Annotated in this window: 10 protein-coding genes; 4 read left to right on the plus strand and 6 right to left on the minus strand. The window is 74.1% G+C overall.

Going from position 1 to position 20253, the window contains the following annotated elements; translation table 11 throughout:
• Nucleotides 1-230 precede the first annotated feature (230 nt).
• From FM069_RS13170 to FM069_RS13195, 6 genes are all read right to left on the minus strand, one after another.
• Entirely contained in the window at nt 231-2012 is a 1782-nt protein-coding gene (locus tag FM069_RS13170) for an ATP-binding cassette domain-containing protein (protein ID WP_143488813.1), read from the minus strand.
• Entirely contained in the window at nt 2009-3736 is a 1728-nt protein-coding gene (locus FM069_RS13175; RefSeq protein ID WP_407681585.1) for an ABC transporter ATP-binding protein, read from the minus strand. Before FM069_RS13175 ends, FM069_RS13170 begins: the two co-directional genes overlap by 4 nt.
• Nucleotides 3733-4788 (minus strand): Gfo/Idh/MocA family oxidoreductase, encoded by a 1056-nt coding sequence (locus FM069_RS13180; RefSeq protein WP_143488814.1) that lies wholly within the window; start codon nt 4786-4788, stop codon nt 3733-3735. The genes FM069_RS13175 and FM069_RS13180 overlap by 4 nt, the downstream gene beginning before the upstream one ends.
• Nucleotides 4785-10235, minus strand: a complete 5451-nt coding sequence (locus FM069_RS13185; RefSeq protein ID WP_143488815.1) for a non-ribosomal peptide synthetase — start codon at nt 10233-10235, stop codon at nt 4785-4787. Before FM069_RS13185 ends, FM069_RS13180 begins: the two co-directional genes overlap by 4 nt.
• On the minus strand, nt 10232-14539 hold the full coding sequence (locus FM069_RS13190; protein WP_143488816.1) for a non-ribosomal peptide synthetase: 4308 nt from the start codon (nt 14537-14539) through the stop codon (nt 10232-10234). Before FM069_RS13190 ends, FM069_RS13185 begins: the two co-directional genes overlap by 4 nt.
• A 188-nt stretch (nt 14540-14727) precedes the next feature.
• Nucleotides 14728-15615: a helix-turn-helix transcriptional regulator gene (locus FM069_RS13195; RefSeq protein WP_143488817.1), complete on the minus strand. Its 888-nt coding sequence runs from the start codon at nt 15613-15615 to the stop codon at nt 14728-14730.
• Nucleotides 15616-15855: 240 nt separating this feature from the next.
• Here FM069_RS13195 and FM069_RS13200 point away from each other — a divergent pair, with 240 nt between their 5' ends.
• From FM069_RS13200 to FM069_RS13215, 4 genes are read left to right on the plus strand one after another with little or no spacing between them, the layout of a single operon-like run.
• Nucleotides 15856-17508 (plus strand): (2,3-dihydroxybenzoyl)adenylate synthase, encoded by a 1653-nt coding sequence (locus FM069_RS13200; protein ID WP_143488818.1) that lies wholly within the window; start codon nt 15856-15858, stop codon nt 17506-17508.
• Nucleotides 17505-18266, plus strand: a complete 762-nt coding sequence (locus FM069_RS13205; protein ID WP_143488819.1) for a thioesterase II family protein — start codon at nt 17505-17507, stop codon at nt 18264-18266. The genes FM069_RS13200 and FM069_RS13205 overlap by 4 nt, the downstream gene beginning before the upstream one ends.
• The gene (locus FM069_RS13210; protein ID WP_143488820.1) at nt 18266-18571 is read left to right on the plus strand and encodes an isochorismate lyase; all 306 of its coding nucleotides are present in this window, start codon (nt 18266-18268) and stop codon (nt 18569-18571) included. Before FM069_RS13205 ends, FM069_RS13210 begins: the two co-directional genes overlap by 1 nt.
• Nucleotides 18568-20004 (plus strand): isochorismate synthase, encoded by a 1437-nt coding sequence (locus tag FM069_RS13215; RefSeq protein WP_143488821.1) that lies wholly within the window; start codon nt 18568-18570, stop codon nt 20002-20004. Before FM069_RS13210 ends, FM069_RS13215 begins: the two co-directional genes overlap by 4 nt.
• The last annotated feature ends 249 nt before the right edge of the window (nt 20005-20253 follow it).

Raw genomic sequence — 20253 nt, forward strand, 5'->3', positions numbered from 1 at the left:
CGCATCCGCCTCGCCGCGGCGGTCGCTGCTGACCAGCGTGGCAGGCAGTTCGGTGGGGGCCGAGCCGGCGTCGGCGACGGCACTCGCCAGGGGACAGAGGGCCAGCAGCACCCCCAGGCCCAGGCGGGAAGGACGGCGCCCGGCGTGGGGCGGGCAGGACAACGGCGAGCGGAACGGAACGGCAGTCTTCACGCGAGGGCCTCGTACAAAATGGCATTTGATAATGCTTATCATTGTGAACGAAGCGGATCGGCCTCACTTTCGATCCCGGACCTTTCTCTATCGATGGCCGACCGATGCGGGAACATCGGCGCGGCCTCGGCGTCCGCGGCGACGAAGGCGGCGTACCAGGCGTCCCGCTGACGCAGCAGCGAATCGGCGCCAACCGCCCGGACACGCCCGCCCTCCAGCACCATCACCTGGTCCGCCAGCCGCGCCAGGGCCGGCCGGTGGGTCACCACGATCACCGTGCGCCGCCCCCGCAGCGCCGCCAGGCTGTCCAGCACCCGCGCCTCGGCCGCGGCATCGAGGCTGGCGGTGGGCTCGTCCAGCAACAGCAGCGGTGCTGGCGAGAGAAGGGCGCGGGCCAGGCAGATCCGCTGCCGCTGGCCGCCGGACAGGCGCTGCCCGCCGGGCCCCACCTCGGTGTCCCAGCCATCCGGCCAGCCGGCCAGGTCGGGGGCCAGCCCCGCCTGCTCCGCCGCCGCCCGCAGCGCGGCCTCGTCCGCCTCCGGCCGGGCCATGCGCAGGTTCCAGGCGACGCTGCCGTGGAACAGGTGGTTGTCCTGGAACACCAGGTTGCGGCTCGCCGCCAGGGTGGTTTCGCTGAGCTGCCGCAGGTCGACACCCCCTAGGCTGACCGCGCCGCGGTCCGGGTCGAACGACCGGCCCAGCAGGGCCAGCAAGGTGCTCTTGCCGGCTCCGGAGGGCCCGACGATGGCCACCAGGGAGCCGGCCGGCACCCGCAGGTCCACCTCCGCCAGCAGGTCGTCCGCCCCCTCTCCTGCATAGCCCAGGCGGGTGGCGGTCAGTCCGGCGTCCACCGGCTGCCCGCCCTGGGCCGGGCTTGTCAGGGGCGGCAGGCGCAACACCGCCAGCCAGGTGTCCAGGGCCCGCCAGGCGCTGCGCAGGGCCTGGTCCAGGTGGGTCAGCTGGGACAGCGGTTCGAGGAAGCGCGCCAGCAGGATCAGCACCGCCACCAGGCGCGGGCCGTCCAGGGCCTGGTGCTGCACCGCCCACAGGCCTGCCAGCAACACCAGGGCAAAGGCCCCCTGGACGCTGGCGGACAGCGCCAGCCCGGCGGGCAGCGAGCGTCGCAGTAAGTGTCGGGTCTGCCGATGCAGGTCGTGCAGGGCCTGGTCCAGCCGGTCATGGGCGGCGCTGGCCCGGCCCGCCGCGCGCAGCAGGGCCTGGTGCTCGGCGAAGGCGCGGACCTGCTCCGCGACGCGGTGCTCGGCGGCGTTGCGGGCAGCCTCGCTGGCACGGGTATGGCGGGCGCCGGCCCGCAGCGCCAGGGCCATGGGCAGGGCCATGAGCAGCAGGCCGGCGGCGATCCACGGGTCGATCCAGGCCAGGCCGGCCAGCACCGTGAGCGGGGTCACCAGGGCAGCCACCAGCGGACCCAGCAGGTGCGCCGGCAGGCCCATGCTCTGCAACACCGGGCCGCGCAGCAGCCCTTCCGGTGCGGCCACCGCCCGCACCCGGGGTGGCGCCAGCCGGGGCAGGTGGCGCACCAGGCCGCGCACCGCGTCCGCCGCCAGGCCACCGCCCGCGCGGTAGCCGGCGCGCAGGGCGCCATAGAGCACCGCGGCTTGGAGCAGGGTCAGGCCCAGCAACAACGCAAGTGTCCCGCCCAGGGTCGGCGCCGCGTGGGCCCAGGCCAGCACCAGCGGCACCAGGGCCAGGCCGCACAGGCCGTCCAGCACCGCCGCCAAGGCGCTCCACCCCAGGGCCCGGCGCAACAGGCGGCGGCTGTCGGCCGGCAACGACCGCAGACGGTCGAGGCCCGTCATGGGCGTTCTCCCGCCGACCCCTGCTGGTCCCGCCACAGCCGGGCGTACAGGCCGTCGGCAGCCAGCAGGTCGGCGTGGCGGCCGCGTTCGACGATCCGCCCGGCCTCCAGCACCAGGATCTGCTCGGCGTCGACGATGCCAGCCAGTTGGTGGGCAACGATCAGCCGGGTGCGGCCGGCACCGCTCTCGCGCATCGCCCGGTGCAGGGCCTGCGCGGTCTGCGGGTCGAGGGCCGAGGTGGGCTCGTCCAGCAGCAACAGCGGCGCCGGCGACAGCAGCGCCCGGGCCAGGGCCAGGCGCTGGGCCTCGCCGCCGGACAGCGCCAGGTCACGGCCCGGCACGCTGGCGTAGCCCTGCGGCAGCGCCAGGATGCGGCTGTCCAGGCAGGCCGCCCGGGCCGCCTCGCGGATGCGCGCCAGCGACGCCCCCGGGTCGAACAGCGCGATGTTTTCCGCCAGGGACACCGCCAATGGCGGGGCCTGTTGGAGCACCACCGCCAGGTGCCGGTGCAGCACATTGGCGGGCAGATCCCGCAGTTCCACCCCGCCCAGATGGATCGATCCGGCGTCCGGGTCCATGTAGCGGGCCAGCAGGTGCAGCAGCGTGGTCTTGCCGCTTCCGGAACGGCCCACCAGCGCCGTGGTGGTGCCCGGCGCCAGGTCGAAGTCGACGTCCGCCAGCACCGGCTGGCCGTCATGGGCGAACGCCAGGCCGCGTACCGCCAGGGTCGCGTCCCGGGGTTCCGCGGTGGAGCGGCCTTCCGCCAGGGGCGGCAGGTCCAGTACCGCCTGCAGGCGCTGGGCGGCCGCCCGGGCCGCCAGCAGGGCATCGCCGCCGTGGCCCAGGGCCTGGACCGGTGCGGCCAGGGCGCGTACCAGCAGGAAGAAGGCGCAGAGCGCGCCCAGGGTCGGCGCCCCGGCCGGCGACAGGCCGCCCGGCCAGCACAGCGCGCCCAGCGCTACCCAGGCCAGCAGCCAGGGCGTTCCCAGGAGTACCTGGATCAGCGCCCCCAGGTGCCCGACCCGCCCCACCCAGGCGCCGAACGCCGCCTCGAAGGCACCCGCCGAGGCCTCCACCCGCGCCTGCAGGCCGCCGCCCGGGTACTGCCGGGCCAGCAGCGGGTCGTGGGCGAACTCCCCGTAGTCGCCGGACAGCCGTTCCAGGGCCGCGTCGCGCTGGGCGAACACCGGCCGGTAGCGCGCCGAGCGCAGCCAGGCGAACCCGGCCAGGGCCAGCAGCGGCGGCACCAGGGCGAACACCGCCAGGGCCGGGTCCAGCCAGGCCAGGCAGCCCAGTACCGCCAGGGGCACCACCAGCAGCTGGGCGACGTCGGTGGGGGCATGGGCCACCAGTTGGTGCAGGGCGCGCACGTCCTGCTCCACCAGCCGCGCCACACCGTCGCCGCCGCGGCCCATGAACCAGGCCAGGGGCAGGCGCTGCAGGTGGGCCAGCAGGCGCCGACGCAGGGTGTCGCAGAGGTCGGCATCGACCCCGTGGGCGACGTGGGCGGCCAGGGCCTGGCCACCCAGCCAGGCCAGCACCCCCAGCAGGATCATGGCGATCCACCCCGGGGCCAGCGGCTCGCCCCGGGCCAGCGGACCGGCGAGTGCCGCCAGGGCCAGCCAGGGCAGCAGCGAACACAGGCCGGCCACCGCCTGCAGCCCCATGGCCAGGGCCAGCCGGCCCCGGTACGGTCGCAGCACCGTGCCCAGGGCCGCCCTCACCGGGACGCCTCCAGCAGCGTCTCCAGGCGCGCGGGGCGCAGGTCCGACGGCGGCAGGTCGGGAAAGCCCAGGCGCTCGCCCAGCACCTGCCAGAGGGGCATCAGGTCCAGGCTGCGCTGGTTGCAGCGGTCCACCGCGTCGGCATCGTCCAGCAGCGCCAGGGCGTCGGCGGCCGCGGCCGGCCAGGTCCGTCGGTGCAGGGTCGCCCAGTCGGTCTCGTCCCCGTGCCAGGCCTGCACGGCGGGCACCGCCTCGGCAGCGTCGGACTCGTCGCCGAACAGCGGGTAGAGCCCCTCGGCATCCTCCTGCGGCACCGCCAGCGCCGGCGTCCACAGCAGCGGCCCATGGGGGCTGGCCAGGGTCCAGGTGCCGCGGTCGGTGGTCAGGTCGATGCGCTGCAGGAGCGTCATGCGGCCGTCGTCGGCGGGCGCCAGTTCGTTGAGCACCCGCAGCGACACCGGCACGCCCGCCATCACCAGGGCGACCTCGTGCAACGGCGATGCCGAGGGCCGCTCGTCCTCCACGGACCAGGGGCCGACGCCCTCCAGCAGCGCGGCGACGATGTCCAGGGCGGCGAAGCCCACCTGCACCCCGCAGGCCAGGTCGACGTGGCGGATGCCTCGCGTCCGCTGCAACTGCCGTCCCACCTCGATGAAGCGGGCGACTGCCGGCAGGTGCGGGTAGAAGGTATTGAGCAGGCAGCGCCGTCCCAGGCGCGCGGCGCTGCGCAGCAGGTCCTGCCACTCCCGGGGCAGCAGCGGGTGTTCGATCACTACGTCGAGGCCACGGGCCATCAGCGCCTCGGCCAGGGCCGGGCCCTGCTCGCCGCGGGCCGCGCCGCCCACCGCGACGCAGGCCCGCTCCAGGCCCTCGGGCAGCGCCTCGACGTCGAGCCAGAGCGGCACGTCCAGGCGAGCCGCCAGGGCCTGGCTGCGCCGGCTGCCCTGGCCGAGCAGGCCACCCAGGACGAAGCGCGGATCGGCCGCTACCCCGGCGGCATAGAACTGGCCGAACCGGGACCCGGCGACCACGACGGAACGGGCGCGACTCATGGCCGGGACTCCTTCAGCAGATGGGCGGCGAGGGCCGGCCCCAGGCAATCGAAATGCCCGCCGGGCACGGCTTGCGCGGTGCAGCCGGCGAGGGCCCGCGCCTGCCAGTCGTCCTGCAGGGCGCTGCGGTGGTGGGGGATCAACGGGCTGCCCCGTTCGGGGATGAACAGCCGGAGCGCGCCGATGTAGGGGGTCGTCTCGGCGTACTGGCTGGCCCACACCGAATGGGCGAACACCCGGTAGAGCGTCTCCCGGGCCTCCAGCGGCTGCCCGCCGGCGCAGGCCGCGGCCAGCACCCGCTGGCGCAGGGCCTCCACGTCCTCCAGGGGCGCCAGCGGCTCGCCCAGGTCCGCCAGGGCATCGCGTAGCGCCGATTCGCCCAGGTGCCCGGGCGTCCGGGCCAGTGCCGAGGCCAGGGCTTCGCCCAGGCGTTCGGCACGAGGGAAGCCCAGGGGCTCGGTGGCCAGGCCCAGGGTCGCGGCGAAGGTGTAGAGGACTAGGCGCTCATCGTCGATGCGGTAGGGAATGCGGTAGCTGGAGACGATGTCCAGGCCGCGCACCCGTACGCCGCGCTGCACCAGCGCCTTGGCGGTTTCCAGGGCCAGCAGCCCGCCCGAGCAATAGCCCAGCAGGTCCAGCTGGCGGTGGCCGGCCCGCCACAGGGCCTCGGCGTAATGCCGGCCCAGGGCGGCGTTGAGGTGCGCGGCCGGCGTGTCCAGGTAGGCCTGGCTGTCGTGCACGGCCAGGCCCAGCAGCGGACGCTCGCGGCCCAGGGCCTCCTGCAGCGGACGGTAGGCCAGCAGCGTGCCGAGGCCCTCGTGGACCAACACCCGCGGGATGCCGCTCCCCGGCACCAGGGTCACCAGGGGGTCGCCGAGGCACCGCCCTGCCCCACAGGGCGCGCGCACCTTCGCTGTTCGCGGCCGGCCGGCGGGCGCCGTGCCCGCCGTGGGCGGGGCGACGGGCACATCGGCGACCGCCGTCTCCGCCTCCCGCAGGCGCCGGGCCAGGGCGGCCGGGGTCGGCTGGCTTAGGGCCCAGCGCAGCAGGCGGTCGAAGGGATGCGGGCGCGCCAGGGGCTGGCTTTCCCGCAGCCGGGCGATCAACTGGGCGATCAGCAGCGAGTCGCCGCCCGCGGCGAAGAAGTCCTGCTCGGCGTCCAGCCCGCTTCGGTCCAGCACCTGTTCCCAGAGCGCCACCAGGGCGGCCTCCAGGCTGTCCGGCGCGTGAGCGTCACGGCGCCCACGCGGCGGCGACGGCTCCCGCAGCTGGGCGATCTCTGCCAGGGTCCGGCGGTCCACCTTGCCGTTGGCGGTGACCGGCAGCGCCTCCAGGGCCCGCACCTGGGCAGGCAGCATGTAGGACGGCAGGCGGGTCTCCAGGAAGCCGGTGAGGGCCGGCAGGTCCAGGGGCGCCTGGTCGGTCTTGCAGCGCGCCAGCAGGACATCGTAGCCCAGCAGGTCGAGGGCGCTGCCCGGCTCCGCCAGGGCGACGGCCCGGTCGCCGGGCGCCTGCCCGAGCCACGCCAGCCACTGGTCGCGGTGGACGAACAGGGTGTCCTGCCGCTGCCGCAGGTCCCGGGGGTTTTCCATCATCAGGCTCTGGCTGATGCCGATCTCGTTGTGCTCGCGGGTCAGTTCCTGGATCACCAGCCAGGCATCCGCCCCCAGCAGCCGCCGCAGCCCCTGAAGCAGGTGCGGCGTGTCCAGGGCGTTGTTGAGGGCACCGGAGCTGAGCAGCAGGTCCACCGAATGGGGCGCCACGCCCTGGGCCAGCGGGTCGGCGTTCAGGTCAAAACGCAGGAAGCGCACCCAGGGATGGGCGGCGAAGCGCGTGCGGGCCGCCGCCAGGAAGTAGCTGGAAACGTCGCTGAACAGGTAGTCCACCGCGACGCCCTGCTCCACCAGGGGCGCCAGGGCCTCGATCACCGCGCGGCTGGCGGCGGCGGTGCCGGCGCCCAGTTCCAAGAGGCGCCAGCGGCGCTGCGGCTGGCGCCGGACGATGGTCGCCACCGCCGCCGCCATGGCCTGGTGCAGCGCGCGGGCATGCAGGCCGTCGCTGTACATGGCCTCGGCGATGTGGGTCGAGCCCTGGGGGAACATCAGCGATGCCGGGGTCACCCGGCCCGCCAGTTGCTCCGCCAGGCACAGGGCGCTGTCGCGGAAGTAGGCCACCAGGTCGGCCGGCCAGAACGCCGCGGGCGCCTGGGCGGCGAAGGCCGCCCAGGCCTCGTCCGGGGCGATGGGGTCAGCGTCCGGGCAGGCCATCCATCCCGCCTCGCTACGGGTCACGTAGCCGCCCTCGGCCAACTGTCGCAGCCAGTGGCGCAGCAGGCGCTGCCGCTCCGCCGGTATCTGCAGGCGCCGGCCCAGTTCCTCCTCGGTCAGAGGCGTCGCCTGGCGGAACAGGCCGCTTCCCGCCAGCCAGGCGGCCAGGGAGGCCAGGCAGGCGCGGTCCAGGGCGGCTACCGCGGCCCGCAACGCGTCCAGGTCGCCCCAGTCCTGCGGCAGGGCCTGGCGCGCCTGCTGGCGCACCGGCTCCAGGCCGTCGTCGGCCGGCGGGTCCACCGGGTGCAGCACCACGAAGCTCGCCAGGCTGCGGGCCTGGGCGTCCCCCAGCACCACCGTGGCCGCCTGGGCGACGCCGGGCCCGGCCAGCAGCGCGGCATCGACCTCCGCCAGTTCGATGCGATGGCCGCGGATCTTCACCTGGTCGTCCTGGCGCCCGAGGAATTCGATGGAGCCGTCCTCCAGGTAACGGCCCAGGTCGCCGGTGCGGTACAGCCGGCGTCCGTCGGGGTGGCGGACGAAGCGCTCGGCGGTGCGCGCGGGGTCCTCGGCGTAGCCCAGCGCCAGCCCGACCCCGCCGATGTGGATTTCCCCCCGCACGCCGGGCGGGCAGCGCCGGCCCAGGCTGTCCAGCGCCTCGACGCTCTGGCCGCGGAGGGCGCGCCCGTAGGGGATGCTGGGCAACGCGGTGTGGGCCGGTTCGATGGGCTGCTCGATGGACCAGATGGCCGCCTCGGTGGCGCCGCCCAGGCTGAACAGCCGGCTGTCCGGCCAGCGGCGCCACCAGCGGGTCGGCAGCCCGGTGGGTATCCAGTCGCCGGACCACAGCACGCAGCGCGGCCCGGGCACGTCCAGGGCGGGCTCGCGCTCCAGGTAGTCCATCAGCATCTGCCCCTGGGCCGGCACCGAATTCCACAGGCTCACCCGGTGGCGCGCCATCAGCTCGGCCCAGTGGGACGGGTCGCTGCCCCGGTCGGGGTCCGGCAGCACCACCCGGGCACCGGCGGCGGTGGCGCCGAAGAAGTCGTACACCGACAGGTCGAAGCTCAGCTCCGCCAGCCCCAGCAACACGTCGTCGGAGCCGACCCGGTAGCGATCGTTGATGTCCAGCAGGGTGTTGCGTACGGCGCCATGGCTGAGCATCACCCCCTTGGGCGTACCGGTGGAACCGGAGGTGTAGATCACGTAGGCCAGGTCGTCGGCCGCCACCGGCCGGGGCGCGGGCGGTGGCCAGCGGTCGTCGGCGGCCAGCCGGTCGAGGGCCAGCCGCGGCAGCGGCGTCTCGAAGGCCTCGGCGTCCAGGCAGACCAGCGCGGCGGCCCCGGCACTGTCGAGGATGGCGCGGCGGCGCAGGGCCGGCTGGCGGATGTCCAGGGGCACGTAGGCGGCGCCGGCGCGCAGGATGCCCAGCACCGCCACCAGTTGCCCGGCACTCTTCGGCAGCATCACCGCGACCCGCTGGCCGGGTCTCACCCCCAGGCGTTCCAACGCCTCGGCTACCGCGACGGCCCGCTGGGCGACGGCGCGGTAGCGATACTCGCCGTCGCGGTCCACCAGCACCACGGCATCCGGGGTACGCAGGGCCCGTTCGGCGAAGCCGTCGGCGATCCCGCGACGGTGCTCGGCGAGGGGCGGCGCCAGCGTCACCGGCGGCTCGGGGAAAAGCACGGCGCCGGCCCGCCACAGGTCCGGCTCACCCGCCAGGCGCTGCAACAGCGTCTGGTAGGCGGCGAACATCGCCTCGGGCAGGCCGTCGGGGAACAGCCCCTGGCGGACGTCCCAGCCGATCTCCAGGCCGCCGAACTGGTCGGTCACCTGGCAGTCGAGCCACACCTGGGGTGTCTGGCTGAGCATGTACTGGGGGGCGTCCACCCGGGCCTCGGCGTTGGCCAGCAGGCGCTGGACGCTGCCGATACCGCTGGTGAACACCACCGGCATCAGGTCGGCGCCGCGCCCCCGCTGGCGCGCCAGTTCCCGCAGCAGCTCGACGCCGCTGAAGGCGCGGTGATCGAGGTCGTCGAACATCTGCGAACCGATCCGCCGCGCCCGCTCGGCGAAGCCGTCGCCGGCGCGCACGTCCACCGCCAGCAGGCTGAGGGCGGTGAAGTCGCCCAGCACCGCGCCGATCTGCGGGTGCACCGGCGGCCGATCGAGAACGGTCAGGTTCAGGCAGAAGGTCGGCGCCTGGCTCCAGCGCCCCACCACCTCGGCGAAGGCCGCCAGGGCCACGCCCGCCGGGCTCAGGCCGAATTCGCCGGCGAGCTGGCAGAGGGTCTCCCAGGTGGCCGGGTCGAGGCGGCCGTGCAGGTGGCGGAACCGCCCGCGGTCCTCCGGCGCGGCGCGAAGCGGCAGGTCGGGCCGCCCCGGCAGGTCCGGCAGGCGCTGCAGCCACCAGTCGCGGTCACGCTGCCAGGCGGCGGAGGCCCGACGCCGACCCTCGAAGGCCACGTAGTCGCGGAAGGTCGCCTCCAGCGGCTGCGGAGGCTCGTCCGGCCGGGCATAGCGCTGCCGCCATTCCCCCAGCAGCAGCTGCAGGCTGGCGTAGTCCACCAGGGTGAAGTCCACCGAACAGTGCAGGATCGCCCGGTCCGGGCCGAGGCTCAGCTCCGGACGCAGGATCGGCCACTGGTCCAGGGCCGGGCAGGCGTGATCGAGGCGCTGGCGCACCTGGTCCAGGTGGGCGGCGAAAGCCGGCCCGTCCAGGTCGCGACCATCGTGCAGCGCCAGGGTCTGCCAGGGCACGTCGGGCAGCACCCGCTGCCAGGCGCTGTCCTCCACCACCGCCCGCAGCATCGGGTGGCGGGCGACCAGGACGTTCCAGGCCGCTTCCAGGCGCTGCGGGTCGGTGTCCGCCAGCCAGCGGTACTCCACGTAGAGATGGCAGGCGTTGCCGCCGTAGTCGAAGGCCGGGTTGCGACCCAGCACGTAGGCCGCCTGCACCGGCGTGAGGGGGAAGCGCTGGTGGGCGGCGTCGGGCTCGGCGCGCCAGCCATGGGCATCCGCCAAGTGCGCCAGCAGCGCGTCGCGCTGGGTCCGCAGGCGCGTCGCCAGGTCCGCGTCGAGGGCGCCCGCCGGAGCCCGGTAGCGCAGCGAGTCCGCCTCCCGCCACAGTTCGATGTGACGCGCACGGCAGGTGTCCAGCAGGTCCGCCAGGCTCATAGCACGCCCTCCTCCAGGATCGCGTCGCGGACCGGCGCGGCGCTCGCGGGGGCCGCTCGCCGCAGCAGGGCTGCGAGGCCGGCCAGGGTCGGCTGCCGGTAGAAGTCGGCCATGCCCACTTGCGTCGCGAAGCGCTCGCGCACCAGGGCCAGCAGGCGGGTGGCCAGCAGGCTGTCACCGCCGAGGCTGAAGAAGCTCGCCTCGCGCTGCTGCACCGGACGCCGCAGGACCTGCTCCCAGCAGTCGGCGAGGCACCGTTCGTGGGCATCCAGGGGGTCGGCCGGAGCGGCGGGCGCCACGACGACGTCGCGGGCGGCGCTCATCAGGGCCGCCAGGCGGCGCCGGTCCAGCTTGCCATTGGCGTTCAGCGGGAGCCCCGGGAGGCACCAGAGGTGGTCGGGGCGCATGGCCGCCGGCAAGCGCTCGGCCAGGCCGACCTGAAGTGCCGCCGGGCCGGGCAAGGCACCGACGGCGTCGGCCTCCAGCAGCAGCACCCGTTCGCTGCGCCAGGAACAGCGGGCCGCCAGGCCGACCGCCGCGCAGGCGTCCAGCAGGGCCTGGGGCGGGGCCAGTTGCAGCGGCGCGTCGCTCAACAGCGCCGCGCCCAGCAACGCCAGGGGCGACCCCTGGACCAGGTCCGCCAGCAGCAGGCGCCCGCCCGGGCGCAGCAGGGCCGCAGCCAGGCGCAGGCCCTGGCGGGGGTCCGGGTAGGTGTGCAGCGCGGCGAAGCTGATGACGCAGTCGAAACGGCCCAGTTCATCCAAGCGCAGCATGCCCTCCGCCAGCACCTGCAGGGCCGGACGCCTCGGCAAGTCCTCGGCCGCACGTTCCAGCAGGGCGCCGTTGCGGTCCAGCAACGTCAGCTCGATGCCGGAGTGGGACAGAGCCTCCCGCCCCGCCTCCAGCCAGAACCCGGCGCGTACGTCCAGCACCGCTACCCGCAGGGACGCGCCCGTCGCGAGGCGGGGCAGTGCGGCGAACAACCGCTGCAGCGCCTCGCGGCCATCCGGCAGGCGCGCCGCCATGGCGTCGGGCGCCAGCCAAGGGCCCAGCAGCAGGCCCGCGGCCGCGCCCGCCTCTTCCAGCGGCAGCGCGCGCAGCGCCTCGACGAGGGCGTCCGGTGCGTCCGGCGCCCACTCCAGGGCGTCCAGGGCATGAGCCAGGGGCGGCGTATCCGGGGCGTCCGCCTGCCAGCGCGCCCAGCGCTGGCGCAGTCCTGGCTCGAGCACCGCGTCGGAATCCAGCAGCGTCTCCAGCACCCGGCGCACGACCGCCGCTTCCGCCGCGCCGGTGTCCAGCGGCGCCGGCGCCGGCAAGGCTGGGAGGGGTTGGGCCAGGGCCTGCCGCTCCAGCACCAGGGCCGCCCCCAGGGCGGGCGTCTCGCCGTCCAGCACCGCCGCGCAGGCAGCCGCGACCGCGGGCTGGGCAGCCAGGGCGGCTTCCACCTCGCCCAGTTCGATGCGCTGGCCGCGCACCTTTACCTGTTGGTCGACCCGGCCGAGGAACTCCAGGGTGCCATCGGCCCAGAAACGCCCGCGGTCGCCGGTGCGGTACCAGCGGCCCTGGCCGTCGAGGATGAAGCGCCGGGCGGTGAGCGCCGGGTCGTTCCGGTAGCCCCGCGCCAGGCTGTCGCCACCGATCAGCAGCTCGCCCACCACGCCGTCCGGCACATCCCGCAGCGCGACGTCCACCACCCGGTAGGCCTGGCCCGGCAAGGGCCGGCCATAGGGGATGGAGCGCCAGTGGGACGGCACGTCGGCCACCTCCTGGCGGTTCGACCAGACCCCCGCCTCGGTGGCCCCACCCAGCACCTGCAAGCGGCACGGGCAGCGCTGGCGCAGGCGCGCCGGCAGGTCCAGCGCCACCCAGTCGCCGGACAGCAGCACCGCCCGCAGGCTGCGGTAGTCGGCCTGCTCCGGCGGCAGGCTGAGGGCCATCTCCAGCAGCGCCGGCGCCGAGTTCCACAGGGTCACGCCGTGGCTGGCGATGGCCCGGGCCCAGCCGGCGGCGTCCCGGGCCTGCTCCTGGGTGGGCAGCACCAGGCTGGCGCCCGCGCCCAGCACGCCGAACAGGTCGAACACCGACAGATCGAAATCCAGCGCGGACACCGCCAGCAGGCGATCGCCCTCGCCCAGCGCCAGGTCCTCGCGCACCGCGTCCAGGGTGTTAAGCGCAGCGGCGTGGCTGACCTCGACCCCCTTGGGCACCCCGGTGGACCCGGAGGTGTAGATCACGTAGGCGCTGGCCCGGGGCGCCACCGGCAGCGGCTGCGCCAGGGGCGGATGGGCCAGCAGGGCCTCCACATCCAGCCGCGGCGGCACCGCCTCAGTGTCGCCCTGGTCACCCAGCACCGCACGGATACCAGCCGCCGTCTCGATCAGCCGCCGCCGCGCTGGCGGCTGGTCGATGTCCACGGGGACGTAGCAGGCGCCAGCCGCCAGCACACCGAACACCGCCGCCACCTGCAGGGGCCCGCGGGGCAGGCTCACTTCCACCGCATCGCCCAGGCCGATGCCGGCGGTGCGCAGGCCGGCGGCGATGCGCAGGGCCTGCTCGGCCAGCTCGCCCCGGCCGATGGCCTGGCCGCGGTACCACAGCGCCGGGGCAGCGGGTTCGGCCCGGGCCCTGGCGAAGAAATCCTCGTGCAGCCCGCGGGGCCGGGTCAGCGGCGCCAGGGCATTCTGCGCCGCCCGCCGCGCCTGCTGCGCCCAGGGCAGGGGCAGGCAGGCGGGTTGCGTCCAGTCGCTGTCCGCCAGGTTCTGTAGAAGTCCCACGTAGGCGTCGAACAGGGTCTCCAGCAGCCCGGGGGCGAACAGTTGCTCAACCGCGTCCCAGGCCAGCAGGATGCCGTCCCCGACCCGGTACAGCTGATGGTCGAGCCAGACCTGGGGCGTCTGGGACAGCATGCCGTGGAGATCGCCGAACGCCTCGCAAAAGACCGCCGGGACGAACCCGCCCTCCCCCAGGTTGCTGGAGAACACCACCGGCGCGCTGCGAGGCTGGCCCCGGCGCCGGCACTCCCGCAGCACCTCCAGGGCCGGGAACGCGGCATGGTCGATGGCGGCGTGCAGGCCGCCCTGGAAGGCGCTCACCGCCTGCTGGAACGGAGCCTCGGGATCGACCCGGCACTCCAGCAGCACCAGGGTGGTGAAGTCGGCGATCACCCGCCCCAGGTCCGGATGCTCGCCATGGCGGTCGAACAGCGGCACGTTGAGCAGGAACGCCGGTTCCTCGCTCCAGCGCGCCAATACGCAGGCGAATGCGCAGCCGAACACGCTGGACAGGGTCACCCCCTGGCGCGACGCCTGGCGTTCCAGGCACGCGCACTCGTCGGCGCCCAGGCGGTGGGACAGCCGCCGCCAGCGCGGCTCACGCACCTGCTCGGGCGCGCAGGCCAGGGGCAGGCGGGGCGCATCCGGCAGCTGTGCCAGCCGGTCGAACCAATGCGCCCGGGCGCGGGCCCGGTCCGCCTGGCGGGCGGCCTGGCGCTGCGCCAGGTAGTCGGCGAAATGCAGGGTCGGCGCCGGCGCCAGGTCCTCCGGCGCGGCATAGGCCTGGCCTAGCTCGGCCAACAGCAGGCGCAGGCTTTCCACGTCCGCCGCCAGCAGGTCGAGGCTCAACCACACGCGGTCCTCGCCCGCCGGCAGGCGCGCCAGGCCCAGCTGGAACACCTGCCCCTGCTCCACCGCTAGGCATTCGTGGGAATACCGGGCCCATAGCGCCTGCCACGCCGCCTCGGCCTCGGCGGACGAACGCCCGCGCCAGTCGACGCAGACGAAGGCCGGCAACGACGGCGCGTCCAGGACCTGCTGGGCGCCGTCGACGAAGCATGCCCTCAGCATCGGATGGCGCGCCTGCACCCGCGCCACCGCCGCCTCCAGGCGCTGCGGGTCGACGTCCCGGCTGCGGAACTCCAGGAAAGCGTGGCAGCTGACGTTGCCCAGCACTTCGTCGGCGCTGCGCCCCAGCCAGTAGGCCTGCTGCACCGGCGTCAGGTCGAAGGGGCGGTCGGGGGCGACCGGCGCGACGGCGGGCCTCGCTTCCGCCACCCGGGTCGTCCGCGCCAGCCAGTCGAGCCAGGCACCCAGGCAGGGCGCCTGGGCCAGCAGGGCGAAGTCCGCAGGGTAGCCCAGGCCACGCAGCCGCTCCTGCAGGTACATCAGGCGGATCGAGTCCAACCCGCAGCCCAGCAGGTCGTCGTCGTCCGCGAGGGCCTCGACGTCCGCCAGGGGTTCGGCGAGCAGCTCGGCGAGCTGCGCCACCAGCCAGCGACGGTGGGCGGGGCGGGATTCGGGCAGGGTCATGGAAACTCCGGAAAGCGGTCGAAGGTCAGTCGTCGCCCATGGCAACGGTTATCAAATGCGACCTTATCTCAACTTCCCGGAGGTCCCGGACGCCGATCCTTTAGGCGCCCGGACTGTTTCGTTAGACGGCGGGACGGGCGGCGCGGCCGGCAGCGGGACGGCGCCACCGCACGCGCCCGCCGGCGGACTCAGCGGATCTCGCGGGGCGAGATGCCGTAGCGCTTGCGGAAGGCGATGGAGAAGTGCGCCGGGCTGTAGCCCACCCGGTAGGCCACCGTGGACACGTTGGCCTCCTCATCGCAGAGCATGCGGTGAGCCTCCCGCAGGCGGTACTCCTGCAGGTAGGCGTACACACTGGTGCCGAACACCTTGCGGAAGCCGGCGGTGAGCTTGCGCGGGTTCAGGCCCACCCGCGCCGCCAGCACGTCCAGGGACGGCGGCTCCTGCAACGCGCCCACCAGCAGGTCGCGGGCGGTGTGGATGCGCTCCACGTCGGGACAGGTGATGCGCGGCTGGTCCCGGGCCGGCCCCTGGCTGAGGAACTGGGCGCTGAGGGCCGCCAGTTCCAGGGCCTTGCCGCCCAGGTAGAGGTCCCGGGTCGGGCCGCTCATGGGGCAGGTGGCGATCTGCGAGGCCAGGGCCTGCATGGCCCGCGGCGCCGGGCAGCTCATGATCCGCGGGTCGCCGCCGGGGCGTCGCATCAGCCGTTCCGGCAGCCAGCCGAGGCGACTGTCCAGGGCCTCCATGCCCAGTTGCACGATGGTGTAGCGCAGCGGTGTGTCGGTGCCGTAGACCTGCGCGGAGGTGAAGTCGCCGTCGTTGGCGATGGTGCACAGGCTCGGCCCTTCGATCAGGTGTTCTGGCTGGCCCGGGATGCGGCAGCGCAGGCGGCCGCTCTGCACCAGGATCAGCCGCAGGCCACGTTCCAGCGGCTCCTCGAACCAGTCCTCGCTGTTCGAGCGAAAGGTGCCGGTGACCAGCTTCATGTGGGGGTCGATGTGCGCGATGCCGGGGCGGTTGCCCGGTTCCCGCGCGGCGGCGTCCGCCGCCGGAGGGGCGATGATGGTGATGGTCATCAGGTTTTCCTGTAGCCCGGGCGCCACGCGGGCGGTGGCGCCATCCTCGATACGGATGCGGGGGCATGCGAAGGCCCCGTTCTAGCGGAGCCGACGAGCCGGGCGTACGCCGCAGCCCTGCAGCAAATGAAAAATCCCCGCGATCGAAAGCCCCCGACTTGCAGCGCCGGTGGCTTCCTGCCATTGATAATAAATCTCATTTCCATCCCCTGGCAATCGACCGTATCCCCGGAGATTCGCATGAAGTCCCCCGCTGTCCCTGCCTTGCACCCCGCCTCCGACGCCGACGCGCCAGACTGGCCGGAATCCTTCGTCCAGCGCTACCGCGCCGCCGGCTACTGGGGCGAACGCACCTTCGCCGAGGCCCTGGCCGCGCAGGCCGCGCGCACGCCCCGGCGCATCGCCCTGTGCGAGGGCGATCGTCAGCTGACCTACGCCGGGCTGCTGGACCGCTGTCGCCGGCTGGCCGCGGGCCTGCGCCACCATGGCCTGCGCGCCGGCGACAACGTGGTGGTGCACCTGCCCAACGGGATCGCCTTCGTGGAGGTCTGCTTCGCCCTGTTCCAGTTGGGCGTGCGACCGGTGCTGGCGTTGCCCGCGCACCGCCAGCACGAGATCGAGGGCTTCTGCCGCTTCGCCGAGGCCAGCGCCTACCTCACCGCGGAACGCCTGGACGACTTCGACCCGCGGCCTCTGGCGCGTTGCCTGCTGGAGAGTGGCGCCTGCCCCCGGGCATTCGTCGTCGGCGAAGCCGAGGCGCCGCTGCAGGCGCTGGCCCCGCTGTACGATGCGCCGCCCCTGGAGGACTGCGTACCCGAGGCGGCGGACATCGCCTGCTTCCAGCTGTCCGGCGGCACCACCGGCACGCCCAAGCTGATTCCCCGCCGGCACCGGGAATACCTCTACAACGCCACCGCCAGCGCACGCCTGTGCGGCCTCGACGAGCAGACGGTCTACCTGGCCGGGCTGCCCATGGCCCACAACTTCACCCTCTGTTGCCCCGGGGTGGTGGGCACCCTGCTCAGCGGCGGGCGGGTGGTGGTGGCCCCGCGCCCGGACCCGGACAGCTGCTTCCCGCTGATCGCCCGGGAACGCGTCAGCCACGTGGCGCTGGTGCCGCCCCTGGCGATGCTCTGGCTCGATGCCCAGGCCGAGCGCCAGGCCGACCTGTCCAGCCTGCGCCTGTTGCAGGTGGGCGGCTCGCGCCTGGGCAGCAGCGCGGCGCAACGGGTCCTGCCGGTGCTGGGTTGCCGCCTGCAGCAGGTGTTGGGCATGGCCGAGGGCCTGCTCTGCTACACCCGCCTGGACGACCCGCCGGACGTGGTGCTGCACACCCAGGGCCGCCCGCTCTGCGCGGACGACGAGGTGCGCGTGGTGGATGACGACGGCCAGCCGGTGGCGGACGGCGAGGTGGGCGAACTGCAGGTCCGTGGCCCCTACACCATCCGCGGCTACTACCGCCTGCCGGCCCACAACGCCACGGCCTTCACCGCCGACGGCTTCTACCGCACCGGTGACCGCGTGCGTCGCAGCGCCGATGGCTACCTGGTGGTGGAAGGCCGCGACAAGGACCAGATCAACCGGGGTGGCGAGAAAGTGGCCGCGGAAGAGGTGGAGAACCTGCTCATCGACCACCCCCAGGTGCACGATGCCACGGTGGTGGCGATGCCCGACCCGCTCTTGGGCGAACGGACCTGCGCCTTCGTCATCCCCCGCGACCCGCCGCCTTCGTCCCTCGCCCTGAAGCGTTACCTGCATGACCGGGGCCTGGCGGCGTTCAAGGTCCCGGACCGCATCGAACTGGTGCCGGCATTCCCCCAGACCGGCATCGGCAAGATCAGCAAGAAGGCGCTGCGCGAGCAGCTGCGCCGGGGCCTGGAGGCACGCCCATGAGCCCCTCCGACGCGCGCTGGCTGCGCGCCTACCGCCTGACCCCGATGCCGCGCCTGCGCCTGGCCTGCTTCCCCCACGCCGGGGGCAGCGCCAGTTTCTTCCGCGACTGGGCTGCGCACCTGCCGGCGGACATCGACCTGCTGGCGGTGCAGTACCCCGGGCGCGAGGAGCGTTTCGACGAACCGCCGTCGCCCTCCCTGGAGGCCATGGCCGAAGCCATCGCCCCGGCCTTGCTGGACTACGCCGACGCGCCCCTGGCGCTGTTCGGCCACAGCCTGGGCGCGGCCCTGGCCTACGAGACTGCCCGGGTCCTGGAGCGCCACGGGGTCGTCCCGCTGCGCCTGTTCGCCTCGGCCCACCCGGCGCCGCACCTGCAGCGAGGTGGCCGCCTGCACGCCGCTCCGGACCGGGCCCTGCTGGACGACGTGGCCCGGCTGGACGCGGGCAACGCCGTGCGCCTGGCCGACCCGGAACTGCGCGCCCTGGTGCTGCCGGCCCTGCGCAGCGACTACCGGCTGATCGAGACCTACCGACGCGCCCCGCCGCTGCCCCTGGCAAGCCCTATTGAAGTGCTGCTGCCCACTGCCGACCGCGAGGTGGACCGGGCGGAAGCCGAGGGCTGGCAGGCCGCGACGCAGCGACCACTGACCCTGACCCGGGTCGAGGGCGGCCACTTCTACCTGATCGAACAGCGCCAGCCCCTGCTGGAGCACCTCGGCCGCTGCCTGTCCCCTTCCCTTTCCCGCGAGGTCGCCTGATGAAGTCCCCCGAACGCTGTACCGGTCTGCCCGATATCCGCGAGGCCATCGACCGGATCGACCTGGAGATCGTCCAGGCCCTCGGCCGGCGCATGCAGTACGTCAAGGCCGCTTCCCGCTTCAAGCCCGACGAGGCCAGCATCGCCGCCCCGGAACGTGTCGCTGCGATGCTGCCGGAGCGCGCCCGCTGGGCGGCGGAGAACGGCCTCGACGCCACGTTCGTCGAGGCGCTGTTCGCCCAGGTGATCCACTGGTACATCGCCGAGCAAATCGCCTACTGGCGGCAGACCCGGGGCGCCGCATGAGCCGGGTCGCGCCGCTCAGCGGCTACCTGCATGAGCTGCGCCGCACCTTCGCCCGGGCGGCTCGCCAGGCACGGGCCTGCGGCCATCCCGTGCTGGCGGCGGCCTCGTTTCCCCTGGAAGGCGTGGACCCCTTCCGGGTCTTCACCGCCTGGGACGACGGCGCCACACCCTGCCTGTACTGGGAAAGCCACGCACCCGCCAGCCGCTTCTTCGCCTGGGGCTGCGCCCTGGAACTCAGCGCCCACGGCGACCGGCGTTTCGCCCAGCTCCAGGCGAGCTGGCACACGCTGCTGGACAGCGCGGTAACGGACGGCCCGGTGGCGCCGCGGGCCTGCGGCGGCTTTCGCTTCGACACCCGCGGCGAGCGGCACCCCCACTGGGCGGATTTTGCCGACGCCAGCCTGATGCTGGCGAACCTCACCGTGCTGCACAACGCCGACGGCGGCCAGGTGCTGTGTCAGCACCTGGTGGACGCCGAGGACGACCCACTGGCCCTGGCCACCTATTACTGCACCCTGCTGCTGCGGCTGAACCGGGTACCGGCCGCGGATGCCGGGGCGCCCTCCCTCCTCTCGCACCGGCCCGACGATCCGGGCGCCTGGCAGGCCCGGGCCGCCAGTGCGGTGGACGCCATCCGCGCGGGACGCCTGGGCAAGGTGGTGCTGGCCCGCGACCAGCGCTACGAGGCGACGGCATTGCCGGCGGCCTGGCAGCTCCTCGACGGCCTGCGGCAGCAAAGTGGCAGCGCGCACCTGTTCGCCTGCCGACGCGGGTCCGCCTGCTTCCTGGGCGCGACCCCGGAACGCCTGGTGCGGGTGAACGGTGGCGAGCTGCAGACCCACGCCATGGCCGGCACCACCGCCCGGGACGACGACCCGCAGCGGGACGCCGCGCTGGCCGAGGCGCTCCTGGCCAGCCCGAAGGAGCGCCAGGAACACGGCCTGGTGGTGGACGCTATCCGCCAGGCACTGCACCCGCTCTGCCAGCACCTCGAGATCGCCGCAGAGCCGGAGCTCCACCGACTGTCACGGGTGCAGCACCTGTGCACGCCGATCCGCGGCCGGCCATCCCACGGCGTGGACCTGCTGGATCTGGTGGAGGCCCTGCATCCGACGCCGGCGGTGGGCGGCCACCCCCGGGACGCCGCCCTGGATTACATCCGCCATCACGAGGCGCTGGACCGGGGCTGGTACGCCGGCCCCCTGGGCTGGCTGGATGCCGAGGGCAACGGGGATTTCCTGGTGGCGCTGCGCTCGGCCCTGCTCACCACGGACGAGGCCCGGCTGTTCGCCGGCTGTGGCCTGGTGGCCGACTCCGACCCCGCCCGGGAGTACCGGGAGACCTGCCTGAAGCTGGCCGCCATGCAGGCCGCCTTGCACATCGGCGAGCCGCTCCCGGAGGCACGCCCCCGCCGGGAAGCGCGCCCCTTATAAAGGAAGGCAGGGTCGGCGGCGGCAAGCGGCCCCCGCAACCCGTTAACGCCCGGCCCTTTCACACGGGCCGGGCGATTCACCGGCAGGTCCGTCATCGACCATTCAGTCAGTTATATGCGCGAGGGCTTTTCACCTCGTTTGCCGCAGTCTGATGCGTCTATCTCGCCGCTTCCCGAACTTTTTCACGGTGACAATGGTCACGGTTTCTTGGTAGTTTCCCGCACCACGTAACGCTGTCCAGGAGTTCAC

The sequence above is a fragment of the Pseudomonas mangiferae genome, from assembly GCF_007109405.1.
Lineage (GTDB): Bacteria > Pseudomonadota > Gammaproteobacteria > Pseudomonadales > Pseudomonadaceae > Pseudomonas_T > Pseudomonas_T mangiferae.

What these genes read in the sequence shown, in the direction of transcription:
- FM069_RS13180 (WP_143488814.1), bottom strand. Translation starts at nt 4,788, where the DNA reads ATGAGTCGCGCCCGTTCCGTCGTGGTCGCCGGGTCCCGGTTCGGCCAG.
- FM069_RS13210 (WP_143488820.1), top strand. Translation starts at nt 18,266, where the DNA reads ATGAAGTCCCCCGAACGCTGTACCGGTCTGCCCGATATCCGCGAGGCC.
- FM069_RS13185 (WP_143488815.1), bottom strand. Translation starts at nt 10,235, where the DNA reads ATGAGCCTGGCGGACCTGCTGGACACCTGCCGTGCGCGTCACATCGAA.
- FM069_RS13170 (WP_143488813.1), bottom strand. Translation starts at nt 2,012, where the DNA reads ATGACGGGCCTCGACCGTCTGCGGTCGTTGCCGGCCGACAGCCGCCGC.
- FM069_RS13190 (WP_143488816.1), bottom strand. Translation starts at nt 14,539, where the DNA reads ATGACCCTGCCCGAATCCCGCCCCGCCCACCGTCGCTGGCTGGTGGCG.
- FM069_RS13205 (WP_143488819.1), top strand. Translation starts at nt 17,505, where the DNA reads ATGAGCCCCTCCGACGCGCGCTGGCTGCGCGCCTACCGCCTGACCCCG.
- FM069_RS13195 (WP_143488817.1), bottom strand. Translation starts at nt 15,615, where the DNA reads ATGACCATCACCATCATCGCCCCTCCGGCGGCGGACGCCGCCGCGCGG.
- FM069_RS13200 (WP_143488818.1), top strand. Translation starts at nt 15,856, where the DNA reads ATGAAGTCCCCCGCTGTCCCTGCCTTGCACCCCGCCTCCGACGCCGAC.
- FM069_RS13215 (WP_143488821.1), top strand. Translation starts at nt 18,568, where the DNA reads ATGAGCCGGGTCGCGCCGCTCAGCGGCTACCTGCATGAGCTGCGCCGC.